Genomic DNA, 20,319 nt, shown 5'->3' on the forward strand with positions numbered 1-20,319 from the left:
TATGGGGTTGAAACGAGGTGAGGGAGTGCATGCTCGAAGCGGTTGAGTTCCTTAAAAAAATCCCCTTTTATGGCGATCATTTTTCGTCATCAAGCTGATCTTTGATTTAGCTTTAACAAGTGCTTTTTATTTTGAGCATTCTTTTACGATTTTTTGGAATCTGGTTATTGTTGTAATCTCATTGATGATGTTCTTTTGGATTCACTTCATCTATTTCCATAAAAGGAAACGGCAAAGTTGGTTTCTTCATGTCCTCCTTATCGATTTCCTCATTTCAGCGGCTTATAGCTACGTTTATCTAAGTGGAAATTTCCCGAACCATGTTTTCATAGGGATTACCACACTTGCGATTCTAATGTTTGTCAAGGATACCCGGATGCTGCTCCTTACCTGTCTTCTGCTGCTAGCCGTATATGCCGGAACGATGGGCAGTTTGGATTGGTATGTATCTCATAAGCTTGATACCTCCGGTTATTTCGTTTCCTGCTCCTTTATTATTTTCGCGGGCATCGTAAGTGCTGTGATCCAGTATTATCAGCGGGCTCGGGAGAGTGCCTTGCAGTTGTATACCCTTTTGATGCAGTCTCATGAGCAATTGAAGGAGTATGCGCTCCATGCTGAAGAATGGGCAGCCGCTAGGGAAAGAATCCGCATTGCACGGGATATTCACGATACGGTAGGTCATAAATTAACGGCCTTATTGGTTCAAATGCAGTTAGCCCGCAAGCTCAGTGATGCGGATTCCTCACGCAGTCGGCAAATCTATCTGGAATGTGAAGAGTTAATCAAATCCTCTCTGCAAGAGATTCGGCTTTCGGTCAGGGCTATTCGGGATGAATCCTTGGGGGGTACCGCTCTGTATGACAGCCTCGAAAAGTTAAGTGCCGAGTTTACCAAATTCACCGGAGTTAACACCACTATGGAACTAAAAGGAGTTCCCGTCGCTCTGCCCCACAACCTTCAGCTAACCGTTTATCGCATGGTTCAGGAATCCCTCACGAATGCATACAAGCACGGTAATGCCCAAAATGTAAGTGTGTCATTAACCTACTCCGAGAGCGGATTTTCCCTAAACATACACAATGACGGACATGTCCCGGATGAACTTAACCCGGGTTTTGGCTTAATCGGGTTACAGGAAAGAGCGAAAGAATGGAATGGAGAGGTGCGATTTCATCTGGATCGGCACAAAGGATTTGCTGTTGAAGGAGCATTTCCATATTCTGCAGTAGAAAGGGAGCGTGTCCCGCTTTGAAAATTATGATCGTAGATGATCAGCGTCTCATGAGAGAGGGACTGGCTGCCCTTATCGGTTTTGAACCGGGCATGGAGGTAGTTGGCACGGCAATGGATGGCAGAGATGCTTACGCTAAAGCTTTGGAATGGCGGCCGGATGTGGTGTTGATGGATATTCGTATGCCGGGCATGGATGGTATCGAAGGAACTCAGCTGATCTTAAAGCATCTGCCGGAGACTAAAATCCTGATTCTGACTACCTTCGATGATGCGGAATTAATTATGCGTGCTTTGGAACAAGGCGTTCATGGGTATTTGTTGAAGGACATGCCTTCCGAGGCCATCGTCAGTGCGATTCAAACGGTTTATAACGGAGGGACAGTGCTTCAATCGGATATCACAGCTATGCTGTTGAACGAGTTCAAGAAAACGTCGCAACGGAACATGGAGGAACCGAATCCCCGTAGCACAGAAGATCCTGCTGGTCTGGAAGCCCTAACCGAACGAGAAAAGGAGATCCTTGTTTTATTGGGTCAAGGCTTCAATAACAGAGAGATTGCAGGTACCCTCGTCATCACGGAAGGCACAGCGAAGAATCACGTTTCGAACCTCATAGCCAAGCTTGGTTTGCGAGACCGAACACAGGCTGCACTCTTTGCAGTCCGTCATCAAGCTTTTATCCAGTAAAGACATGACTTTTGGCACATAGCATGAAAATTATCATGCTTTCTTGCACAAGTGTTCTGTCTTTTTGTTTGTAAATTCATGACTTTTCACAGCTTCATCTGTTTCTAATTCCATCTACAATCATTTACATAGGAGTTAAGAAAACATGATAAAAGGAGCTGTCTACAATGAAGAAAATCAAAATTGCCTACTGGATCATTACAGCATGCACGCTCATAGGCTTCGCACTCAGTGCCTTTAATGAGCTTGCTCGCACGCCGGAAACTTTTGTAAGTACCACGCAGCATCTTGGTTACCCAGCCTACTTTCTGACTCTGCTTGGAACAGCAAAAGTGATCGCGATCATCATTCTGCTGATTCCTAACTATTATAGGCTGAAAGAATGGGTATATGCCGGCCTGACGATTGACTGTATTTCCGCATTTTGGTCTGAGATGGCTGTAGGCAACCCTATGGGAAGCATCAAATCAGTCGTAGTCTTGGCGTTTGTGATGTTATCTTATTACTTGCTGCTGAGGATGGAGAAAGGCCGCTTAACTCACAATCGATCCCTTGGAATCGAGAACAGCTAGCGTTACTCCGCGCTCCTGCGCACTAGCATGAAGCCGATGTAACAAATCCGGAGTTTGTGTGTAAATAGGCGGGCAGTCAATGGCTTTATAATGGATGGGGATCAAGGTTTTCGCTCCTAATACATGAGCTGCCGAAACGGCTTGCTCCGGACTTAGTGAAATCGGTTGGCCGCTTGGAGGATCACCCCGGAAATTTACGATAGCTGCATTTACCGGCATACAAGCGATGTCGAATGGGCCGTAATCTTTTCTGATATTCCACCAATGTCCGTGCCATAGCGTATCCCCACAGTGAATGAGTTGGCGGCCACTGCCTTTGACGATCCAGCTAACTTGAGGATCACCGAATCCATCCATGGAAAAGGCGGGTGTGATCTCGGCTGATCCTACTAGGAGGCGTTGTCCGAGAGTGACGCCATGTAATTGTTTCAAAGAAGTGGGGCCTATGAATCTCATAGATTCAGATGACATGTAGACAGGAATTTCTGTGCCATAAGCTTGAGCAATGGCCTCTGGGTCGAAATGATCGGGATGGTGATGAGTGACCAGAACGGCGTCCACATCTCCGAATTCGTTCAGTGGAAAGAAAGGCTCGTGAGGCTGGCCGAATTTCGTAGGGAAATGATAAAGCGGGTCAATAACAAGAGTCGTATCGTCTGTTTCAACTTTAATGCCTGCCCAAGGCAGCTTAGTTACTTTCATAATAATCCCCTCCAGTAATTGGAATAATATTATTGTAATGTGAAAAGATGCTTTTGTATAATTGAAGTATCTGAATGAAAAATTCAAAATTACTGAATTTCCAACGAGGGGACTATGGATTTTAAAACCTTAAAATCGTTTCAAACCATTGCCAAGCATGGCAGCTTCGCTCTGGCCGCAGAAGAACTGAACTATGCCCAGTCAACCGTGACGATGCAAATCCAGAAGCTCGAATCGGAGTTAGGCATTCTGCTAATCGAGCGTGGAAAGAAATGCAGCTTAACAGCAGCGGGAAGGCTATTTTTGGAGCAGAGTTTATTGATTATTGAACGTATGGAACAGCTTCAAACGAACATAGCGGATTTGCAAAATGGAGAAGTAGGGACGATCCGAGTTGGTTTGACAGAGCCTACTGCAAGCTATCGATTTCCTAAGCTACTGCAGAAGTTTTCAAGGCAATATCCGAAAATTCGCGTGGCCTTAGAGATAGCCGGGACGCCCGTCCTGCTGGCAGCTTTATCGAAAGGCACGGTCGACCTCGCCATCTGTTCATCTCCGAATGTAGGTTCGGAGCTTTATTTTCAACCACTGTTTCAAGAGAAATTTGTTGTCCTACTGCCTGAAGACCATCCGCTAGCCCAATATGACGCGATCCAGCCTGAGCAATTGAATGGGCAGACTTTGTTGGTAACTTCCGAGAGCTGCCCGTATCGCAAAAAGCTAGAGATGACCCTTCGAGAGACAGGGAATATTGCGGTAGAAACGATGGAAATCGGCAGTATGACGGCGATGAAGCCTTATGTACAAGAGGGATTTGGGATTGCGTTAGTTCCTGAGCTCGCCCTGGAGGGAATCTCTCCGGGATTAACAACCCGTAAGCTCGATGGTGCATCTATCGATATGCTGATGGGTTTAGTATGTAATACATCGACCTTTACGTCATCATCAGCGAGCGCTAAATTGTTTCATTTTTTGAAGGAAGAGCTTACCGATTTATCGCTGAGTGCCTGATAAACATTAGCCATTTTGAGAACAACTTCGTCTGTAAGCTGAACCTTGCTCGCTTCGGACACGGCATCATCATGAATGTCGGATCGAGGGGGGAGAAAGGACAACTAGTAACAGGAATTTTGGCGGATTAGTCGAATTATATAAAATAATGTCGAAATTTATATATTCCCAGGGTGATCGATCGAATGAGCATGGGCGTGTTTAAGGACTTTATGCTGCAGCTAGCACTGATTGCAACGCTGCTTTTTACGTATCGCGTCTTTTTTGCGGAGAGGGCAGAGGGGAACCGTTACGAAAAAATCGTTCATTCCGTCTTGGCCGGGTTGGCTATTCTCCTGAGCATGTCTTTTCCTGTTACGATCGCCGCCGATTATCGTGTGGACATTCGCATCGTTCCGCTGCTGCTCGGGACCTTATATGGCGAATGGTGGTCAGGGATCGTACTGTCTGTAGTTGTCCTTTTGTACCGGTTGTATTATGGAATCAATTTGGGTTTAACTACGACATTTTTGAATCTTTTGCTCAGTATCCCGGTTTTTCTGATCGTTCGAAAGACTTTTATTGGTGCAAAAATGGCAAGGAAGCTGCAAATTGTCTTTTTGCTGGTTGTTTACAATAGTCTCGATGGACTCATTACCGTCTCGCTCATGAGAGGGCAGTCTCTGATCGCCGTGCTGCAGACCCATTTCCTGCACATCCTCATTGATGTGGCGGCTGTTTTGTTCTTCACGGCTTTAAATGAGACGATCGTGAATATGATCCGCAACAATCAGCAGCTGCAAGCGGAAAAGAAGGAGACGGAAATCGCCTTTTTGCGTTCTCAGATCAAGCCTCACTTCCTTTATAACGCCTTGAATTCCATTGCCGCGCTGTGTCTCGATAACGAAGCCGTCAAGGCGGGCGAATTGACGCTGGATCTCTCCAAATATTTGCGAAGCGGCTTCGACTTCAAACAAATGGGTTCGCTGACCACGATCGAGAACGAGTTGGAATTGGTCAAGGCGTATATCAACATCGAGCAGGTGCGATTTGGAGACCGCTTAGGTGTAGCGTATGACGTCGATGCCCATCTGGGCACCCCGATTCCTCCGCTCATCCTGCAGCCGCTGGTGGAAAACGCCGTCCGGCACGGCTTGATGTCCCGACCGCAGGGAGGAACCGTCACTATCTCCATCAAGCAGGAAAAGGATGACTACATCCAATTTACAATCGAAGACAACGGTTGCGGAATGAGTGAATGGAAACGGGAAGAAATTCTTACCCCTGATCTGAAAAAGAAGGGAATCGGGCTTTGGAACATCAATCAGCGCTTCCGGCTTCTTTATGGGAAGAGTATACGCGTGGAAAGCGTGGAGGGAATCGGTACGAAGATTTCTTTCGAGCTTCCCGCACGTCCGGTCAAGCAGACAGGAGGGTGAAGCATGCTGCGGGCAATTATCGTGGATGATGAAGAACTGTCGGTTAAGCTGCTTAACAATTTCCTGTCCGGGAACGGCGAGATCGAGGTCTGCCATACGTTTCATCATTCGTTGGAAGCATATGAATATGTGAAATCGAATCCGATACATGTCGCTTTTCTGGATATATCGATGCCGGGCATTGACGGGATGGGGCTATCCAGCCTGCTGCATGATCTGGATCCGTCCATCGATGTGGTGTTTGTAACCGCTCATGACGATTATGCGGTTCGGGCTTTCGATATGAGCGCACTCGATTATATTATGAAGCCCGTAGACCCTCAGCGATTGGCCAAAACCCTCGACAAGATCCGGAAAAAACACCGGGGTGGGGCGGCCGGCTCCTTGATGGAGCCGGAACAGGTCAAGAAGCTTTCGCGACTGATTGCGGACGGTCTTGCGAAGCTTGGCGTATTGAACGATTCCGGCGGGAGCGCGGCTATCGATCGAGCCCTTGCTCCGAAGCCGGCTGAAGATGCGCCCGTTGAACCGCTGACAGCGCGGGAAGCCGAAATTTTGCAGGAGTTGTCTAGGGGTTGTCCAATAGCGAAATCGCGTTCCGTTTCGGAATCGCGGAGGCGACGGTCAAAAGCCATGTGTTCCGCATCTATGGCAAGCTCGGGGTAAAGCGGCGGGGTCAGGCCATCGCCAGGGCAAGAGACCTGGGATTCATCAAATAGTCGATAGGAAAAGTAAAGCCGGCAACCGGGACCTTAAAGAGGCCTGGGTCGGCTTTTTTTTGTTTTTCGAGGTTTTATGACAAAAAAATTCCGATTACAACTTTAGTTTGACTCTTTTTTGGGATAAAAGAATTATAATTAGCGATTGAAATGGGTTATTAGTCCTATATAGCAACAGGTGGTGTTAAGGAGGTCAGTGAAAGAGGAGGGGCTGGGCAACCACAACTCTGAGCAATTTCTTATCGGTGATCAATCCTTCAGCCGAAAGCGGAGGTTACTTATTGTATGGAGTGGGAGGAAACATGGAAGAGATTATTAGAAGGTTTGAGCGATTTCGAGATGCAGTTAAGCTTGGTTTATTGACGGTTCTGGCGGTAGCGGCAGGCCTCTTAGGTGGGGCCTCTACGACACATGCAAGTGTAAGTTGGGATAATGTTCAAACAAATGACTCAAGCATACAAACGTACAGTGCCAAATACGGAGGGGGATATTGGGTTGTTGGTGGGGAAAGCAGTTATTGGGTATCGCTAAACGGAACAAATTGGAATGAGTACAATAGTATTTCGAATCTATCTGTGAAGAGCGTAGCCTACAACGGAACTATTTGGGTAATAGTAGGGCAGCCTCATTATACAGGAGCCTCTACGATTATGAGATCCGCGACATCGGCCCCAAGTTTTGGGAATCCGTCGGGCACACAGGTAACGGATGGTTTGTGCGGGGTCGCATATGGTAATGGCAAATTCGTCGCTGTTGGTTATCAAGGGGCTGTGTACACCTCCTCGACGGGGGACAACTGGGCAAAACAGACAGTTGGCACGACTACGCTCATGAGCATCGTTTACGGGGATGGGAAATTCGTTGCTGTTGGATACGACGGCTCCATTTGGACCTCAGCCGACGGAAGTTCAGGTTCGTGGACGGAAAGAGACCCGGACGGTCATTATTGGTCAGGCTTGAACGCAGTCGCCTATAGTGGGGATTCTTTCATCGCAGTAGGGACTGGCGGAATCGTTATTTCGTCACCTGACGGTATTACTTGGACATTGGTTCAATATGGATTGGGGGGGACCTATATAGTGTAGAGTATGGAGGAAACAAATGGGTTGCTGGCGGAGATAGTTATCTTTACTCTTCCATCGACGGCTCCAACTGGGTTCTTGAAAATGAACAGTCTGGGCTCGTGTCGCCATTCAATTGGATAAGCTACGGGAACGGGATGTGGTTAGCCGGCGGAGACAGCAGCATAGGCTACTTCGAATCGCATACTCCATCCAATAACTCAGATTTAGCTGGATTAACTCTAAGTCAGGGCACTTTAACTCCTACATTTGTTTCAGGGACTACGTCTTATACTGCGAGTGTCGGAATTCGACCTCCAGTATCAATGTCACGCCATCAGTCGCAGACAGTACGGCATCCATTAAAGTGAATGGCGCGTTTGTCAATAGCGGCTCTTCGGCTACGGTGAACTTGGGTGTAGGCTCCAACACGATCACGGTTCTCGTAACGGCCGAGGACGGTACGACGAATACCTATACGGTGACGGTAACCCGAGCCGCCTCGAGCAATGCGAATCTCAGTAATATGACATTAAGCCAGGGCACATTGAGCCCGAGTTTTGCAAGCGGAACGACAAGCTATACGGCAAGTGTCGGAAATGCGGTGGGCAGTCTCTCGATAACACCTACGGTATCTGACAGCACAGCGAGTGTAGAAGTCAATGGATTAACTGCAACAAGCGGTAGCCCGAGCACAGTGAATCTGGATGTGGGCTCGAATACAATTACGGTAGATGTCACTGCGCAGGACGGTACGACGAATACCTATACGGTGACGGTAACCCGAGCCGCTTCGAGCAATGCGAATCTCAGTAATTTGACATTAAGTCAGGGCACATTGAACCCGAGTTTTGCAGGCGGAACGACAAGTTATACGGCAAGTGTTGGGAATGCGGTGGGAAGTTTCTCGGTAACACCTACGGTATCTGACAGCACGGCGAGTGTAGAAGTCAATGGATTAACAGTAACAAGCGGCAGCCCGAGCTGGAGTGAATCTGGATGTGGGCTCGAATACGATTACGGTAGATGTCACTGCGCAGGACGGTACGACGAATACCTATACGGTGACGGTAACTCGAGCCGCTTCGAGCAATGCGAATCTCAGTAATTTGACAATAAGCCAGGGCACATTGAGCCCGAGTTTTGCAGGCGGAACGACAAGCTATACGGCAAGTGTCGGAAATGCGGTGGGCAGTCTCTCGGTAACACCTACGGTTGAAGACAGTACAGCGACGGTAAAGGTTAACAATTCCACAGTAACAAGCGGCAGCCCGAGCGGAGTGAATCTGGATGTGGGCTCGAATACGATTACGGTAGATGTCACTGCGCAGGACGGTACGACGAATACCTATACGGTGACGGTAACCCGAGTCGCTTCGAGCAATGCGAATCTCAGTAATTTGACAATAAGCCAGGGCACATTGAGCCCGAGTTTTGCAGGCGGAACGACAAGCTATACGGCAAGTGTCGGAAATACGGTGGGCAGTCTCTCGGTAACACCTACGGTTGAAGACAGTACAGCGACGGTAAAGGTTAACAATTCCACAGTAACAAGCGGCAGCCCGAGCGGAGTGAATCTGGATGTGGGCTCGAATACGATTATGGTAGATGTCACTGCGCAGGACGGTACGACGAATGCCTATACGGTGACGGTAACCCGAGCCGCTTCGAGCAATGCGAATCTCAGTAATTTGACAATAAGCCAGGGCACATTGAGCCCGAGTTTTGCAAGCGGAACGACAAGTTATACGGCAAGTGTCGGAAATGCGGTGGGCAGTCTCTCAATAACACCTACGGTTGAAGACAGTACAGCGACGGTAAAGGTTAACAATTCCACAGTAACAAGCGGCAGCCCGAGCGGAGTGAATCTGGATGTGGGCTCGAATACGATTATGGTAGATGTCACTGCGCAGGACGGTACGACGAATGCCTATACGGTGACGGTAACCCGAGCCGCTTCGAGCAATGCGAATCTCAGTAATTTGACAATAAGCCAGGGCACATTGAGCCCGAGTTTTGCAAGCGGAACGACAAGTTATACGGCAAGTGTCGGAAATGCGGTGGGCAGTCTCTCAATAACACCTACGGTTGAAGACAGTGCAGCGACGGTAAAGGTTAACAATTCCACAGTAACAAGCGGCAGCCCGAGCGGAGTGAATCTGGATGTGGGCTCGAATACGATTACGGTAGATGTCACTGCGCAGGACGGTACGACGAATACCTATACGGTGACGGTAACTCGAGCGGCGGTGATGGGAGGCACGGTTGCGATCAGCGGGACTGCAGCATATGGCGAAACGCTGACGGCAGATTTGAGCAGCATCACGTATACGTCATCGATTAGCAGCGATGTGCCGACGATTCAGTGGAACAGCAATGGCGTGGCAATCAACGGCGCAACTGGCTTCAGCTACACGCTGGTGCAGGCGGACATCGGAGCGGTGATCAGCGTGACGGTGACGGCGGACGGAACGCATGCGACGGGCAGCCTGACCAGCTCGGGTACTGCTACGGTGGCAAAAGAGGACGGGCCGGACGCGCCGTCGGCTCCAAGCTTGGACTCTAGTCCGGACGCCCGAACGACATCAAGCATCATACTGGAAGCGGTGACGGGACAGGAGTACAGCAAGGACAACGGATCGACGTGGCAGGACAGCTCGACGTTCAGCGGTTTGACGCCGAATACGGACTATACATTCGTTACTCGGGTGAAGGCGACGGACACGCAGAACGCATCGGCAGCGAGCGCGGGAACGACAATCCGCACTTATGCGCTTCCGGCGATGTACGGCACGGTATCGGTCAGCGGGACCGCCCAATATGGCCAAACGCTGACGGTCGACTGGTCCTATGTGTCCTATACTCCCATTACTACGGCCGATGTGCCGACAATCCAGTGGAACCGCGACGGCGTGGCGATCAGCGGCGCAACAGGCTCCAGTTACACGCCGGTGCAAGCTGACATCGGGGCGGTGATCAGCGTGACGGTTACGGCGGACGGAACGCATGCGACGGGCAGCCTGACCAGCTCGGGTACAGCTGCGGTGGCAAAGGCGGACGGGCTGGACGCACCGTCGGCTCCAAGCTTGGGCTCGAATCCGGACGCCCGAACGACATCAAGCATTATAATGGCGGCGGTAACGGGACAGGAATACAGCAAGGACAACGGATTGACGTGGCAGGACAGTTCAACGTTCAGCGGCCTGACGCCGGATACGGATTATACATTCGTTACTCGCGTGAAGGCGACGGACACGCAGAATGCATCGGCAGCGAGCGCGGGAACGACGATCCGCACTTATGCGCTGGTGGATGCCGAAGCTCCGGCGATCAGCACACAGCCGAGCGGAGCGTCGGTGAACGAAGGCGAAGCGAGCCCGAGCTTGAGCATAGCCGCGACGGTAGGCGACGGCGGAACGCTGAGCTACCAGTGGTACAGCAATAGCACGAACAGCAGCACAGGCGGCACGGTAATCAGCGGCGAAACGAACGCGACGTACAGCGCTCCGACAGGCGCGTTGGGGACAACATACTACTACGTCGTTGTAACGAACACGAACAACGGTGCGACGGGAGCGAAGTCGGCAACAACGGCGAGCGGCGCGGCCGCAATCACGGTGAATGCGCTGATGGATGCCGAAGCTCCGGCGATCAGCACACAGCCGAGCGGAGCGTCGGTGAACGAAGGCGAAGCGAGCCCGAGCTTGAGCATAGCCGCGACGGTAGGCGACGGCGGAACGCTGAGCTACCAGTGGTACAGCAATAACACCAACAGCAGCACAGGCGGTACGGTAATCAGCGGCGAAACGAACGCGACGTACAGCGCTCCGACAGGCGCGTTGGGGACAACATACTACTACGTCGTTGTAACGAACACGAACAACGGTGCGACGGGAGCGAAGTCGGCAACAACGGCGAGCGGCGCGGCCGCAGTCACGGTGAATGCTCATACTTATACAATTGGCGCCATTGCAAATCAAACGTCAAATGTGCTTATTCAAGGCTACGTATCCGGTACGCAGGAAACGAAGACGATCACAGTGTTAAATACCGGGACTGGAAATCTCCTGCAACTGGCGGCAACTCTAAGTGGACAAAATGCAGATGATTTTACGATCACACAACCTGAAACGACGCTAAATAGCGGAGGCGCGGCAACAAGCTTTACGGTCAGGGTAAAAGATGGCTTGGCGGCAGGTACGTACACGGCAGCTGTCACGGTATCCGCAACCGGTATGACGGACGTAACGTTTACTGTAACGCAAGTGGTCGACCTGCCTGATGCTCCCGCGAATCCACAGAACCTTGCGGCAACCGGAGGGGATCGACAAATAGATCTGAATTGGGATACGATTCCAGGTGCGACCTATTACAATCTGTATATGTCGACGATATCCGGCCAATTTGCCGACGCAACGGTAACGACAGTGACTTATTCAACTTATAGCATTCGGAATCTATCAAATGGCACCACCTATTACTTTGTGGTGAAGGCAGGCAACACGGGTGGCTTGAGCGCAGGATCCAATCAGGCTGAGGCGACTCCGGTGACGGTTCCGGGAGCACCGGGGGGCATTACGGCAACCGCAGGTAACGGCGAAGCCGACATTACCTTCACGGCCCCGGTAGACAATGGCGGAAGTGTGATTACGGGATACGAAGTGATTGCTTCGCCGGGCAGCATCGTCGTGACCGGAACGGCAAGCCCGATTACGGTAACAGGATTAACGAACGGGACGGCTTATACGTTTACGGTGAAAGCGATCAACGCAGTAGGCAGCGGTGCCGCATCCTCCACCTCCAATATGGTGACGCCGAGAGAGCCTCATAAAGCGGCGTCGAGCGGTACTCCAAGCGGAAGCAGTTCCAGCGCCGGTGATTCGCAGCCATCCGACAGTGGGGCCTCGGTATTCGTCAATGGTCATGAGGAAAATCTCGGGAAGGCATCAACTTCAAAGGAAAACAATCGGACCATTACCACGATCACCGTCGACGAGAAGAAACTGGACGAGAAGCTCCAGTCGACGGGAGGACACACTGTAGTATCCGTATCGGTGAAAACGAATTCCGATAAGATCGTCGGGGAATTGAACGGACAGATGGTCAAGAACATGGAGGATAAAGGGGCCGTTCTCCAAGTCAAAACGGAGAAGGGCGACTACACGCTGCCAGCGCAACAAATCAACATCATTGAAGTATCGAAGCAGCTTGGCGGCAATGTCAACTTGAAGGACATCAAGGTCCAGGTCGAAATCTCCGAGCCGGCGAACGATGAGGTGAAATTCGAGGAACATGCAGCGGTCCAAGGGGAGTTCACGATCGTCGCTCCGCCGGTTAGTTTTACGGTAAAAGGCGCCTACCAAGACAAAACGGTAGAAATAGAAAAGTTCAGCGCGTATGTGGAGCGCAAAATTGCGATCCCGGACGGCGTCGATCCGAAGAAGATTACGACGGGTGTCGTTGTCGACCCGGATGGAACGGTGCGCCATGTGCCGACGAGGATCGTCCTGGAGAATGGAAAATACTATGCGGTCATCAACAGCTTGACCAACAGTACGTACTCGGTAATCTGGCATCCGGTTGAGTTCAGTGACGTAACCGGCCACTGGGCGAAGGAAGCCGTCAACGATATGGGATCGCGTATGATCATCGACGGTACGGCGAACGGCACCTTCGAACCCAACCGTGACATCACCCGCGCCGAATTTGCGGCCATCGTAGTCCGTGCTTTGGGGCTCAAGCAGGAGCAAGGGGCAACGCCATTTTCAGATGTAGCGGCATCGGACTGGTATAACGGTGCGATAAACACAGCGCAGTCGTATGGTTTGATATCTGGCTTCGGAGATGGAACCTTCCGGCCGGAAGACAAGATCACGCGCGAGCAGGCAACGGTCATCTTAGACAAGGCGATGACGATCACGGGCCTGAAAGCTAAGCTTACAGATCAAACTGAGAAGACTGAGGATAAAACGCTGAACTCGTTTAAGGATGCAACGGAAGCATCCGCTTGGGCAAAAAGCAGTCTTGCCGATAGTTTGCGGGCAGGCATTCTTGCGGGGAGAGACGATTCGGAGCTTGCACCTAAAGAGTACATCACAAGAGCCGAGGTTGCGGCCATCGTGGAACGCCTACTTCAAAAGTCGGATCTGATCTAAGTGTTGGAACCAAAGTACGCATAGTTCACAAGCAGCAAGTAGAAACAACTTCAGATGACACCAATAAAAAAATTCGTGAGGCAACCACTTGCCCTGACTTTACGTCGAATATGTAGAGTCAGGGTTATTATTTTTTGTCTAGTGATTCAATATATGTTGAAATGGGGATTACCTATGAACGTGGAATCTATTATTAGGGTATTTGGCGCTTATTCCTCCTGGGTGGCATCGTTGGAAACGTTGGATGAGAGGCTTTGGCTGACACCGGTATCGGAGGGTAAGTGGTCTGTAGGTCAGATCGTTTCGCATCTTCTGAATTGGGATCAGCATCACCAGCAGCAGATTGTATCATTCCTGCGCGACCAGGGTTTTTGACAGGGGCTAGGAATCATGCGTAATCAAACAATCAAAGTGGTCGCGCTGGCATGTTCTTTGTTTCTGTTACTCGGATGCGGGAATTATATGAGCGCTACGGAAAATACGCATGGCCCTCTGAATCCCCCTATGGTGACGAGTACTCCTGAACCTTCGGGTTGGATCGTGGCAACCACTCCCAGAAATGGTGCGGTTGATGTAAATCAAAAAACAAACATTGCTATTACTTTTGCTCAAGATATGAATCCTGACTCTTTGAATGCAACAAGCATTTTAGTATTAGACGGAAAACATGGGGACAGTATGATTCAATCTATGTTTAAGTTCCGTTACGAAAAAAACGAACGAAGACTTTACCTCGAGCTCCCGGAAGATTCCGGATATGGTTCAAGCAATGGTATTGATGTAATTGTTTCAGGAAATATTGAAAATGCCCAACATCAGAAAATGGGGGCGGATTACCAGTTTGGATTCAGTGTGAAATAAATGAAGCTGTAATAACATAAAAAGCGGCGGTAAGACTTTTACAAGTTCATATCGTCGCTTTTTGCACTTCACGAGCCAGACATATGCTTCGTTGCTCTATACTTGTTTGCCGCGTAACCATCGATTTCATCCCTCGACATGCGTAAACACCCCGAGGATGTGCCATGTCCGATTTCCTCTTTTCCCTCTGCTAATCCAGTCAAACAAGGCTGTGCGTTCGAATTCATAGCTGGGGCATCTTTTCTTATGGATTATTTAAACGTACGGATGCGGCCATTGCCTCCACGCCAGCTACTAAAAGGTCAGTACCGAATTTAAAGTGACGGTCCTTATCGACGCTAGCTGCAATATTCGGGGCGGCTTCTACGAGCGAAGGATATTCCTGCTGCGGAAGGTTGCCATAGAATCCCAGCAATTGAGCTCCCCACAAACTGCGCTCCTCTTCCGTCCCCTGTACGTACCCATCTCCGGCTGCAACTAACGATACCACTTGATTGAGTAGGTGTTCAAAAATGTAGAACGCTTCCCGGGACTCGAACCCGGCGCTGCGAAGGATACCAAGCGATAACTCGAAAATTTTGAGCCTGTTTGTTGCGGGCAGAGAGCGCCTGGACAGCAGTGTTTTGCCTGAGGGGTGGATAAGTAACACCTGACGGAGAGCATAAAGCAAGCCCCTTACCTGATCCCGCCAATTCGTCTCCTTCACTGCTGAGATATCAAAAGAAGCCAGCATATGCTCGGTCATGGCGTCTAAAAGATCATCCTTGTTGTGTACATGTCGATAGATGGCCATAGGAGTTACTCCGAGCTCCTGGGCTAAGCGCCGAAAACTCACTGCGTCGATTCCTTCCGTATCCGCAATATGTAATGCCAGCGTCACAATGTCCTCTCGATTTAGGCGGCTAGAGCTTTTTCTTTTCTTTGTACCTTCAGGTGTTTGATCATTGTTATTGTTAAACACGATTCGACGACTCCCAAAAACAAATAGTATAGCCACAGTATAACACAGAACGTTGACGGGTATACACCGTATACTTATAATGCATTGTATACACTGTATACAATGTATAGTTGAGAGGTTGGGGGCTGATCAAGCATTGAAACAACTCCGCGTCATTCATCCAGTGTCGGTACTGCTTAGAAATAAAATCAAACGCAGATTTACTTTTCTTGTACTAGCAATTGTGCTGATTTTATCTGTTGGGTTAGGGCTTCTGCTGTACCAGCCATTGATGGTTGCTTCGGGGTTTGCCAGCAAGGAAATTTGTTCCGGAACCTTTGTTTCAGGCCTTGATCCTAATCAGGTATATGCCGACATGGTCCAGCCTGAAGGAGCGATTGGAATCATTAGCCGTTTGATTCACGTTAGCGTTGACCGTGAAGAACACGAAGTGACAACGACCATTGCGGGCCTTTATAAAACTCGTGCGATATACGGTGAAGGGACAGGTTGCGTGTTGGTGTATGAGCCTGAGGATATCAGTCTGGTCACGGCTGCTAACACTGCTTCCCCAGTTGGTCTGTCGAATCAACAAGCACCCGAAATAGCGGGACCAGCTGTAGTGGAGCCTAAGAACGAACAGCTGCGCGCCGCGCTGGACCATGCTTTTGCCGAGCGCGATCAACCACCTTATATACGAACCCAGGCAATCGTCGTGGTCAAAAATGGGGAAATCGTTGCCGAGCGTTATGCTTCCGGCATAGGGATGGATACTCAACTGCTGGGGTTTTCAGCGACAAAGTCGGTCACTAACGCCCTGATTGGCATTCTAGTCAGGCAGGGGAAATTGAATGTCGACCAATTTGCCCCAATTGCAGCTTGGCAGAATGAAAAGGACCCTCGCCATAAGATTACAATTGATGAATTGTTACGGCAAACAAGCGGCCTTGCTCTTAAGCAGACCAGTTCAGGATTCGACCCCGCATCTAGAATGGTCTTTCTCGAAAGGGACATGGCGGGGTTCGCGGAGAATGCCAAACTAGTTACTACGCCTGGAAGTAAGTGGGCGTACACTGACGGCAACTATATACTTCTCTCGCGTATTATTCGCGACACCGTCGGTGGTCGAGCTTCAGATGTAAGGCAGTTTGCGCAGCATGAACTATTCAGTCCGCTCGGCATGAACAACGTGACGCTGGAGTTTGATGCGACGGGGACACCAAACGGTGCAGCGTCAATGTTAGCCTCCGCGCGTGACTGGGCCCGCTTTGGACTCTTATACTTACATGACGGCATGGCGGGAAAGGAGAGGGTCCTCCCCGAAGGATGGGTTGCATACTCGTCTTCACAGACGCTTAACACCGGCTATGGAGCAGGTTTTTGGGTCAATCTGCCCGCAAGCGGCAATGCGCCGTACGGTCTTCCATGGGGGATGCCCCATGTGCCGCGGGATGCCTTTTTCGCTATGGGAAATATGGGGCAGCATATTGTCATCGTCCCATCCCAGCACTTGGTCGTAGTTCGCTTAGGTGTGGCACATCACCCGGACGGTCTTGTCGCTGGAGCCGATCGGCTGGTTGCCGAGGTGATTGCGGCGCTTGAGCATGAGCACAATTAACACATGAATTGTCTCTACATTTCACATTTCACTGGATAGATTGTAGTTGGTGGATTTAACTGCATGGAATATTCGAACTTTATGTTATCGGAAGCCCACCTCAACAAAAACAGCGGCGGTATGACTTTTTAAAGTCCTTACCGCCGCCAGATTATCGATAAAGCGGGCCATTACGAGCCTTCGTGGCTTTTCTCCAAACACTGTTGACATGATTGCATGCCATACTCTACTCAATCATATGCTTCGTTGCCTGATACATGTTTGCCGCGTATCCGTCGATTTCATCTCTTGACATGCGTAAACGACCCACGGAAGTGCCATAACCGATTTCTTGTTTTCCCTCTTCTAATCCCTTGAATATCCCATCAGCAAATGCATCGAGCGGTTCACCTTGTGTGTGCAGCCCTGCGCCGCCTAAGTCGGTATTCACAGCAGGAGGAGCAACTTCGATGACTTCAACGGATGTATCGGATAGCTGGAGCCGAAGACTCATGGTAAACGAATGAAGCGCCGCTTTTGTCGCTGAATAAATCGGTGCGATCGCAAACGGTGTAAAGGCTAGTCCGGAAGTTACGTTGATGATGGTCGCCTCTTCTTTGGCTGCAAAGAAGGGAGCAAACATCATGGCTAGATGGAAAGGAGCTTCGATGTTGGTCGTAAGCTCTTTATTGAAATAACTCCAATCTTTTTTCACATCTGCTTTTAACACATTGAAACGCTGCTGAATTCCTGCATTGTTCACCAGCACATTAACTTCCGGATAGTTCGTTGTTACCCAGTCAAACAAGGCAATGCGTTCGGATTCCATATCCAAGTTACTTACACGGGTAATAAGGCTGGGGAACTTCTCCTTTGCTTGTTGCAGCACTTCCGCGCGGCGTCCGCAAATAATGACGGTATTTCCTGCTTGTAAGAAGCGCTCCGCAAAAGCTAACCCGATGCCTGCACTTCCGCCTGTAATAAGAATGGTATTACCTGAAAGCTTCATGATGGTTCCTCTTTTCTCTCCTGAATATGTTTGGTGTATCGGGCAATCTTGTAGTCAATTCCTTCTAGGGATGCTGTCATCAGAGCAATTTCATCTAAAACGGCTTGCTTGTGAGTTTCCATCATGGTAAGCCGGAGCTCGATGGTGCTGTCTCCTTCAACGACCCAATCGATATATTGTTTGATATCGTTTATGGGCATATTCGTGTTTTTTAAACAGATCACCGTTCCGAGGAGCGCCATTTGATTTTCTGAAAATAACCGCCTGCCAGCTTCGTTGCGCTCGATCAGCGGCAGTAATCCCTTTTTCTCATAGTACCGTATGGTAGATTCCGGGATATTGAATCTGGCTGATGCTTCGCTAATGGAACAATAGTTCATCGGGAGGCCTCCGCATCGTTTCTATTCTTGTCGACAGGAATATGATACGACTTAAACCATGGTTGAAGTCAACAGCTTATCTGCACGATTGCAGGATTTTTTAGGGGAGATTACTTAAAATAAAAATCATTTGCCCTTACAAGCAACTTCTGCTAAGATGATCTAAACTTATTAAAACACTTTAAAAAGTATCGACATTTCGATGAAAGGCTTTGGTCTGTATGACGAATGGGTTTAAGATGCCGAATGAAATGAGTGAGCCGTTAATTTCCCGCATTCGTGCGGGTCTCATTATGATGGGAAGCGCCACGAAAGCGGAGCTCAGCCAGCGACTCGGCATTAGCTTTCCGACGATCAGCAAATTTATCGCTCAGATGGAGAAGGACGGTGAAATCACCTACACAGGTGATGACGATTCCAGCGGAGGCAGGAGGGCAAAACGGTACACCTACGACCCGGAATACATGTTGGGACTGGCCATTTTCATGGAGAAGGGCGATACGACTTATTCGATATTTACTTGTATGGGGGAAGTCAAAGAGCACGGAACAAAGCAAAGTGTACTGCAGCAAGATGTACAGCTGCTCTCGGACCTTATTGAGACGCTGATCGAGAAGTACCCCAGGCTTCGCTCTATTGCTATCGGAGTGCCCGGTGCCGTTAACAATGGGAGGATCATCCATATCCCTTCCTATCAGAGTTTTCACGACTATGATTTGAAAGGGGAGCTCGAATCTCGATTTCAAATTCCGGTGGTCATTGAAAATGATATGAATGCATCGGTTTTTGGATATGCGTCGAACTTCGAGATCGAGAATGAATCGCTCGTTTATCTGTATTTCGGTCAGAATGGGGCAGGCGCCGGCATTATGATCAATGGTGATGTCGTCAGAGGCAGTACATTCTTTTCGGGTGAGATTTCTTTTGTACCCCAGTATGATGAACTATCTTTTATGCAAGCACTGCGGCTGGAAGAGGGGGATATCTGGAATGTATTGGCTGGAGACAAACAGACGGACGCTGTTGCCCGTTTGATCGCCACATTCGCAGCTATTCTTAATCCGAGGGCAGTTGTGTTTTGTGATGACGAGGTAGATGAAGCGCTTTTGGCTCGAATCGCAGCTCGCAGCTCGACTTACATTCCGAAGGAACATTTGCCGATGCTCATGTTGAGTAATTGGAGGCAGGACTATTTGGCGGGCTTGCAGCATTTAGCGCTCAATTTGATGATTACGGATGGCTGCTAGCATGGATCGTGAAGCAAGCTGTATCTATCACCTCTCGAAAGGAAGTTTTCTATGCCAACACAAACAGAAAAAGAAAAGATGTTAAACGGTGAGCTGTATCAAGCAGGTGATGCGGAGCTAGTGAAGGATCGGTTGAACGCGCGCCGGCTAACACGGTTATTCAATCAGTCGTTGGAAACGGACGATGAAGGAAGGAAAGAAATTTTGCGGGAGCTATTCGGTTCAACTGGAACCCAGTATTACGTAGAGCCAACGTTTCGCTGCGATTATGGTTACAACATCCATGTTGGCGAGAACTTTTATGCGAACTTTGATTGTGTGTTTCTGGATGTGTGTGAGATTCGGATAGGAGACAATTGTTTCTTAGCCCCAGGCGTTCATATTTATACGGCTACGCATCCCTTAGAAGCTAAGGAACGAATATCCGGAGCTGAATTTGGTAAGCCGGTTACCATTGGGAATAACGTCTGGATTGGAGGCAGGGCAGTCATTAACCCTGGTGTGAAAATTGGAAATAACGCGGTGATCGCCTCTGGCGCTGTTGTTACGAAAGACGTCCCTGATCACGCACTCGTAGGCGGTTGCCCGGCTAAGGTTATCAAGTTTATCAATAATGATTTGTAAGGATCACAATCATGTCATCGGTACAGCGGTAGTCCAGGATGTAGGTCTCGTCCGATGGACTGCCGCTTTTTCTGTGCCTATCTCCAGTTTCTAAAATGCT

The 20,319-nt window shown here is 49.4% G+C and carries 18 protein-coding genes and 1 pseudogene; 15 read left to right on the plus strand and 4 right to left on the minus strand.

Features of this window, described 5'->3' with window-relative positions:
• Nucleotides 1-376 precede the first annotated feature (376 nt).
• From L0M14_RS01665 to L0M14_RS01675, 3 genes are all read left to right on the plus strand, one after another.
• Nucleotides 377-1,255, plus strand: a complete 879-nt coding sequence (locus tag L0M14_RS01665) for a sensor histidine kinase (protein ID WP_235120367.1) — start codon at nucleotides 377-379, stop codon at nucleotides 1,253-1,255.
• A 5-nt stretch (nucleotides 1,256-1,260) separates the two neighbouring features.
• Nucleotides 1,261-1,923: a response regulator gene (locus L0M14_RS01670; RefSeq protein ID WP_235122777.1), complete on the plus strand. Its 663-nt coding sequence runs from the start codon at nucleotides 1,261-1,263 to the stop codon at nucleotides 1,921-1,923.
• Nucleotides 1,924-2,090: 167 nt separating this feature from the next.
• The gene (locus L0M14_RS01675) at nucleotides 2,091-2,495 is read left to right on the plus strand and encodes a DoxX family protein (RefSeq protein WP_235120368.1); all 405 of its coding nucleotides are present in this window, start codon (nucleotides 2,091-2,093) and stop codon (nucleotides 2,493-2,495) included.
• On the opposite strand, the gene L0M14_RS01680 is transcribed toward L0M14_RS01675, so the two are convergent.
• Nucleotides 2,457-3,197: an MBL fold metallo-hydrolase gene (locus L0M14_RS01680; protein ID WP_235120369.1), complete on the minus strand. Its 741-nt coding sequence runs from the start codon at nucleotides 3,195-3,197 to the stop codon at nucleotides 2,457-2,459. The genes L0M14_RS01675 and L0M14_RS01680 overlap by 39 nt on opposite strands.
• 114 nt (nucleotides 3,198-3,311) lie before the next feature.
• On the opposite strand from L0M14_RS01680, the gene L0M14_RS01685 reads away from it, so the two are divergent.
• The 9 genes and pseudogenes from L0M14_RS01685 (at nucleotide 3,312) to L0M14_RS01720 (ending at nucleotide 14,422) form a co-directional block, all read left to right on the plus strand.
• Entirely contained in the window at nucleotides 3,312-4,208 is an 897-nt protein-coding gene (locus tag L0M14_RS01685; protein ID WP_235120370.1) for a LysR family transcriptional regulator, read from the plus strand.
• Between the two features lie 185 nt (nucleotides 4,209-4,393).
• Nucleotides 4,394-5,626, plus strand: coding sequence for a sensor histidine kinase (locus L0M14_RS01690; RefSeq protein ID WP_235120371.1), 1,233 nt, complete (start codon nucleotides 4,394-4,396; stop codon nucleotides 5,624-5,626).
• Between the two features lie 3 nt (nucleotides 5,627-5,629).
• Nucleotides 5,630-5,908, plus strand: a pseudogene (locus L0M14_RS31775) (LytR/AlgR family response regulator transcription factor); the annotation flags it as partial.
• A gap of 293 nt (nucleotides 5,909-6,201) precedes the next feature.
• A complete protein-coding gene (locus L0M14_RS31780) occupies nucleotides 6,202-6,345 on the plus strand; it encodes a helix-turn-helix transcriptional regulator (RefSeq protein ID WP_350340488.1) in 144 nt (47 codons plus the stop codon).
• Nucleotides 6,346-6,647: 302 nt separating this feature from the next.
• On the plus strand, nucleotides 6,648-7,430 hold the full coding sequence (locus L0M14_RS01700; protein ID WP_235120373.1) for a hypothetical protein: 783 nt from the start codon (nucleotides 6,648-6,650) through the stop codon (nucleotides 7,428-7,430).
• A 343-nt stretch (nucleotides 7,431-7,773) separates the two neighbouring features.
• Nucleotides 7,774-8,514, plus strand: coding sequence for a cadherin-like beta sandwich domain-containing protein (locus tag L0M14_RS30860; protein WP_260115430.1), 741 nt, complete (start codon nucleotides 7,774-7,776; stop codon nucleotides 8,512-8,514).
• A complete protein-coding gene (locus tag L0M14_RS01705) occupies nucleotides 8,396-13,561 on the plus strand; it encodes a cadherin-like beta sandwich domain-containing protein (protein ID WP_260115431.1) in 5,166 nt (1,721 codons plus the stop codon). Before L0M14_RS30860 ends, L0M14_RS01705 begins: the two co-directional genes overlap by 119 nt.
• 174 nt (nucleotides 13,562-13,735) lie before the next feature.
• Nucleotides 13,736-13,936, plus strand: a complete 201-nt coding sequence (locus tag L0M14_RS01715) for a DinB family protein (RefSeq protein ID WP_235120374.1) — start codon at nucleotides 13,736-13,738, stop codon at nucleotides 13,934-13,936.
• Nucleotides 13,937-13,951: 15 nt separating this feature from the next.
• Nucleotides 13,952-14,422 (plus strand): Ig-like domain-containing domain, encoded by a 471-nt coding sequence (locus L0M14_RS01720; protein WP_235120375.1) that lies wholly within the window; start codon nucleotides 13,952-13,954, stop codon nucleotides 14,420-14,422.
• 244 nt (nucleotides 14,423-14,666) lie between these two features.
• Here L0M14_RS01720 and L0M14_RS01730 read toward each other — a convergent pair whose 3' ends face one another.
• Nucleotides 14,667-15,383: a TetR/AcrR family transcriptional regulator C-terminal domain-containing protein gene (locus L0M14_RS01730; RefSeq protein ID WP_235120376.1), complete on the minus strand. Its 717-nt coding sequence runs from the start codon at nucleotides 15,381-15,383 to the stop codon at nucleotides 14,667-14,669.
• A 136-nt stretch (nucleotides 15,384-15,519) separates the two neighbouring features.
• Here L0M14_RS01730 and L0M14_RS01735 point away from each other — a divergent pair, with 136 nt between their 5' ends.
• A complete protein-coding gene (locus tag L0M14_RS01735) occupies nucleotides 15,520-16,980 on the plus strand; it encodes a serine hydrolase domain-containing protein (RefSeq protein ID WP_235120377.1) in 1,461 nt (486 codons plus the stop codon).
• A 226-nt stretch (nucleotides 16,981-17,206) separates the two neighbouring features.
• Here L0M14_RS01735 and L0M14_RS01740 read toward each other — a convergent pair whose 3' ends face one another.
• Nucleotides 17,207-17,968, minus strand: a complete 762-nt coding sequence (locus L0M14_RS01740; RefSeq protein WP_235120378.1) for an SDR family oxidoreductase — start codon at nucleotides 17,966-17,968, stop codon at nucleotides 17,207-17,209.
• On the minus strand, nucleotides 17,965-18,348 hold the full coding sequence (locus L0M14_RS01745) for a MerR family transcriptional regulator (protein ID WP_235120379.1): 384 nt from the start codon (nucleotides 18,346-18,348) through the stop codon (nucleotides 17,965-17,967). The genes L0M14_RS01740 and L0M14_RS01745 overlap by 4 nt, the downstream gene beginning before the upstream one ends.
• Before the next feature lie 221 nt (nucleotides 18,349-18,569).
• Between L0M14_RS01745 and L0M14_RS01750 the strand changes: the two genes are divergently transcribed.
• Both L0M14_RS01750 and L0M14_RS01755 read left to right on the plus strand, forming a co-directional pair.
• Complete coding sequence (locus L0M14_RS01750; protein ID WP_405030814.1) at nucleotides 18,570-19,595, plus strand: ROK family transcriptional regulator; 1,026 nt, start codon at nucleotides 18,570-18,572, stop codon at nucleotides 19,593-19,595.
• 51 nt (nucleotides 19,596-19,646) lie between these two features.
• Nucleotides 19,647-20,219, plus strand: coding sequence for a sugar O-acetyltransferase (locus L0M14_RS01755; protein ID WP_235120381.1), 573 nt, complete (start codon nucleotides 19,647-19,649; stop codon nucleotides 20,217-20,219).
• The last annotated feature ends 100 nt before the right edge of the window (nucleotides 20,220-20,319 follow it).

The sequence above is a fragment of the Paenibacillus hexagrammi genome (assembly GCF_021513275.1).
GTDB lineage: Bacteria > Bacillota > Bacilli > Paenibacillales > NBRC-103111 > Paenibacillus_E > Paenibacillus_E hexagrammi.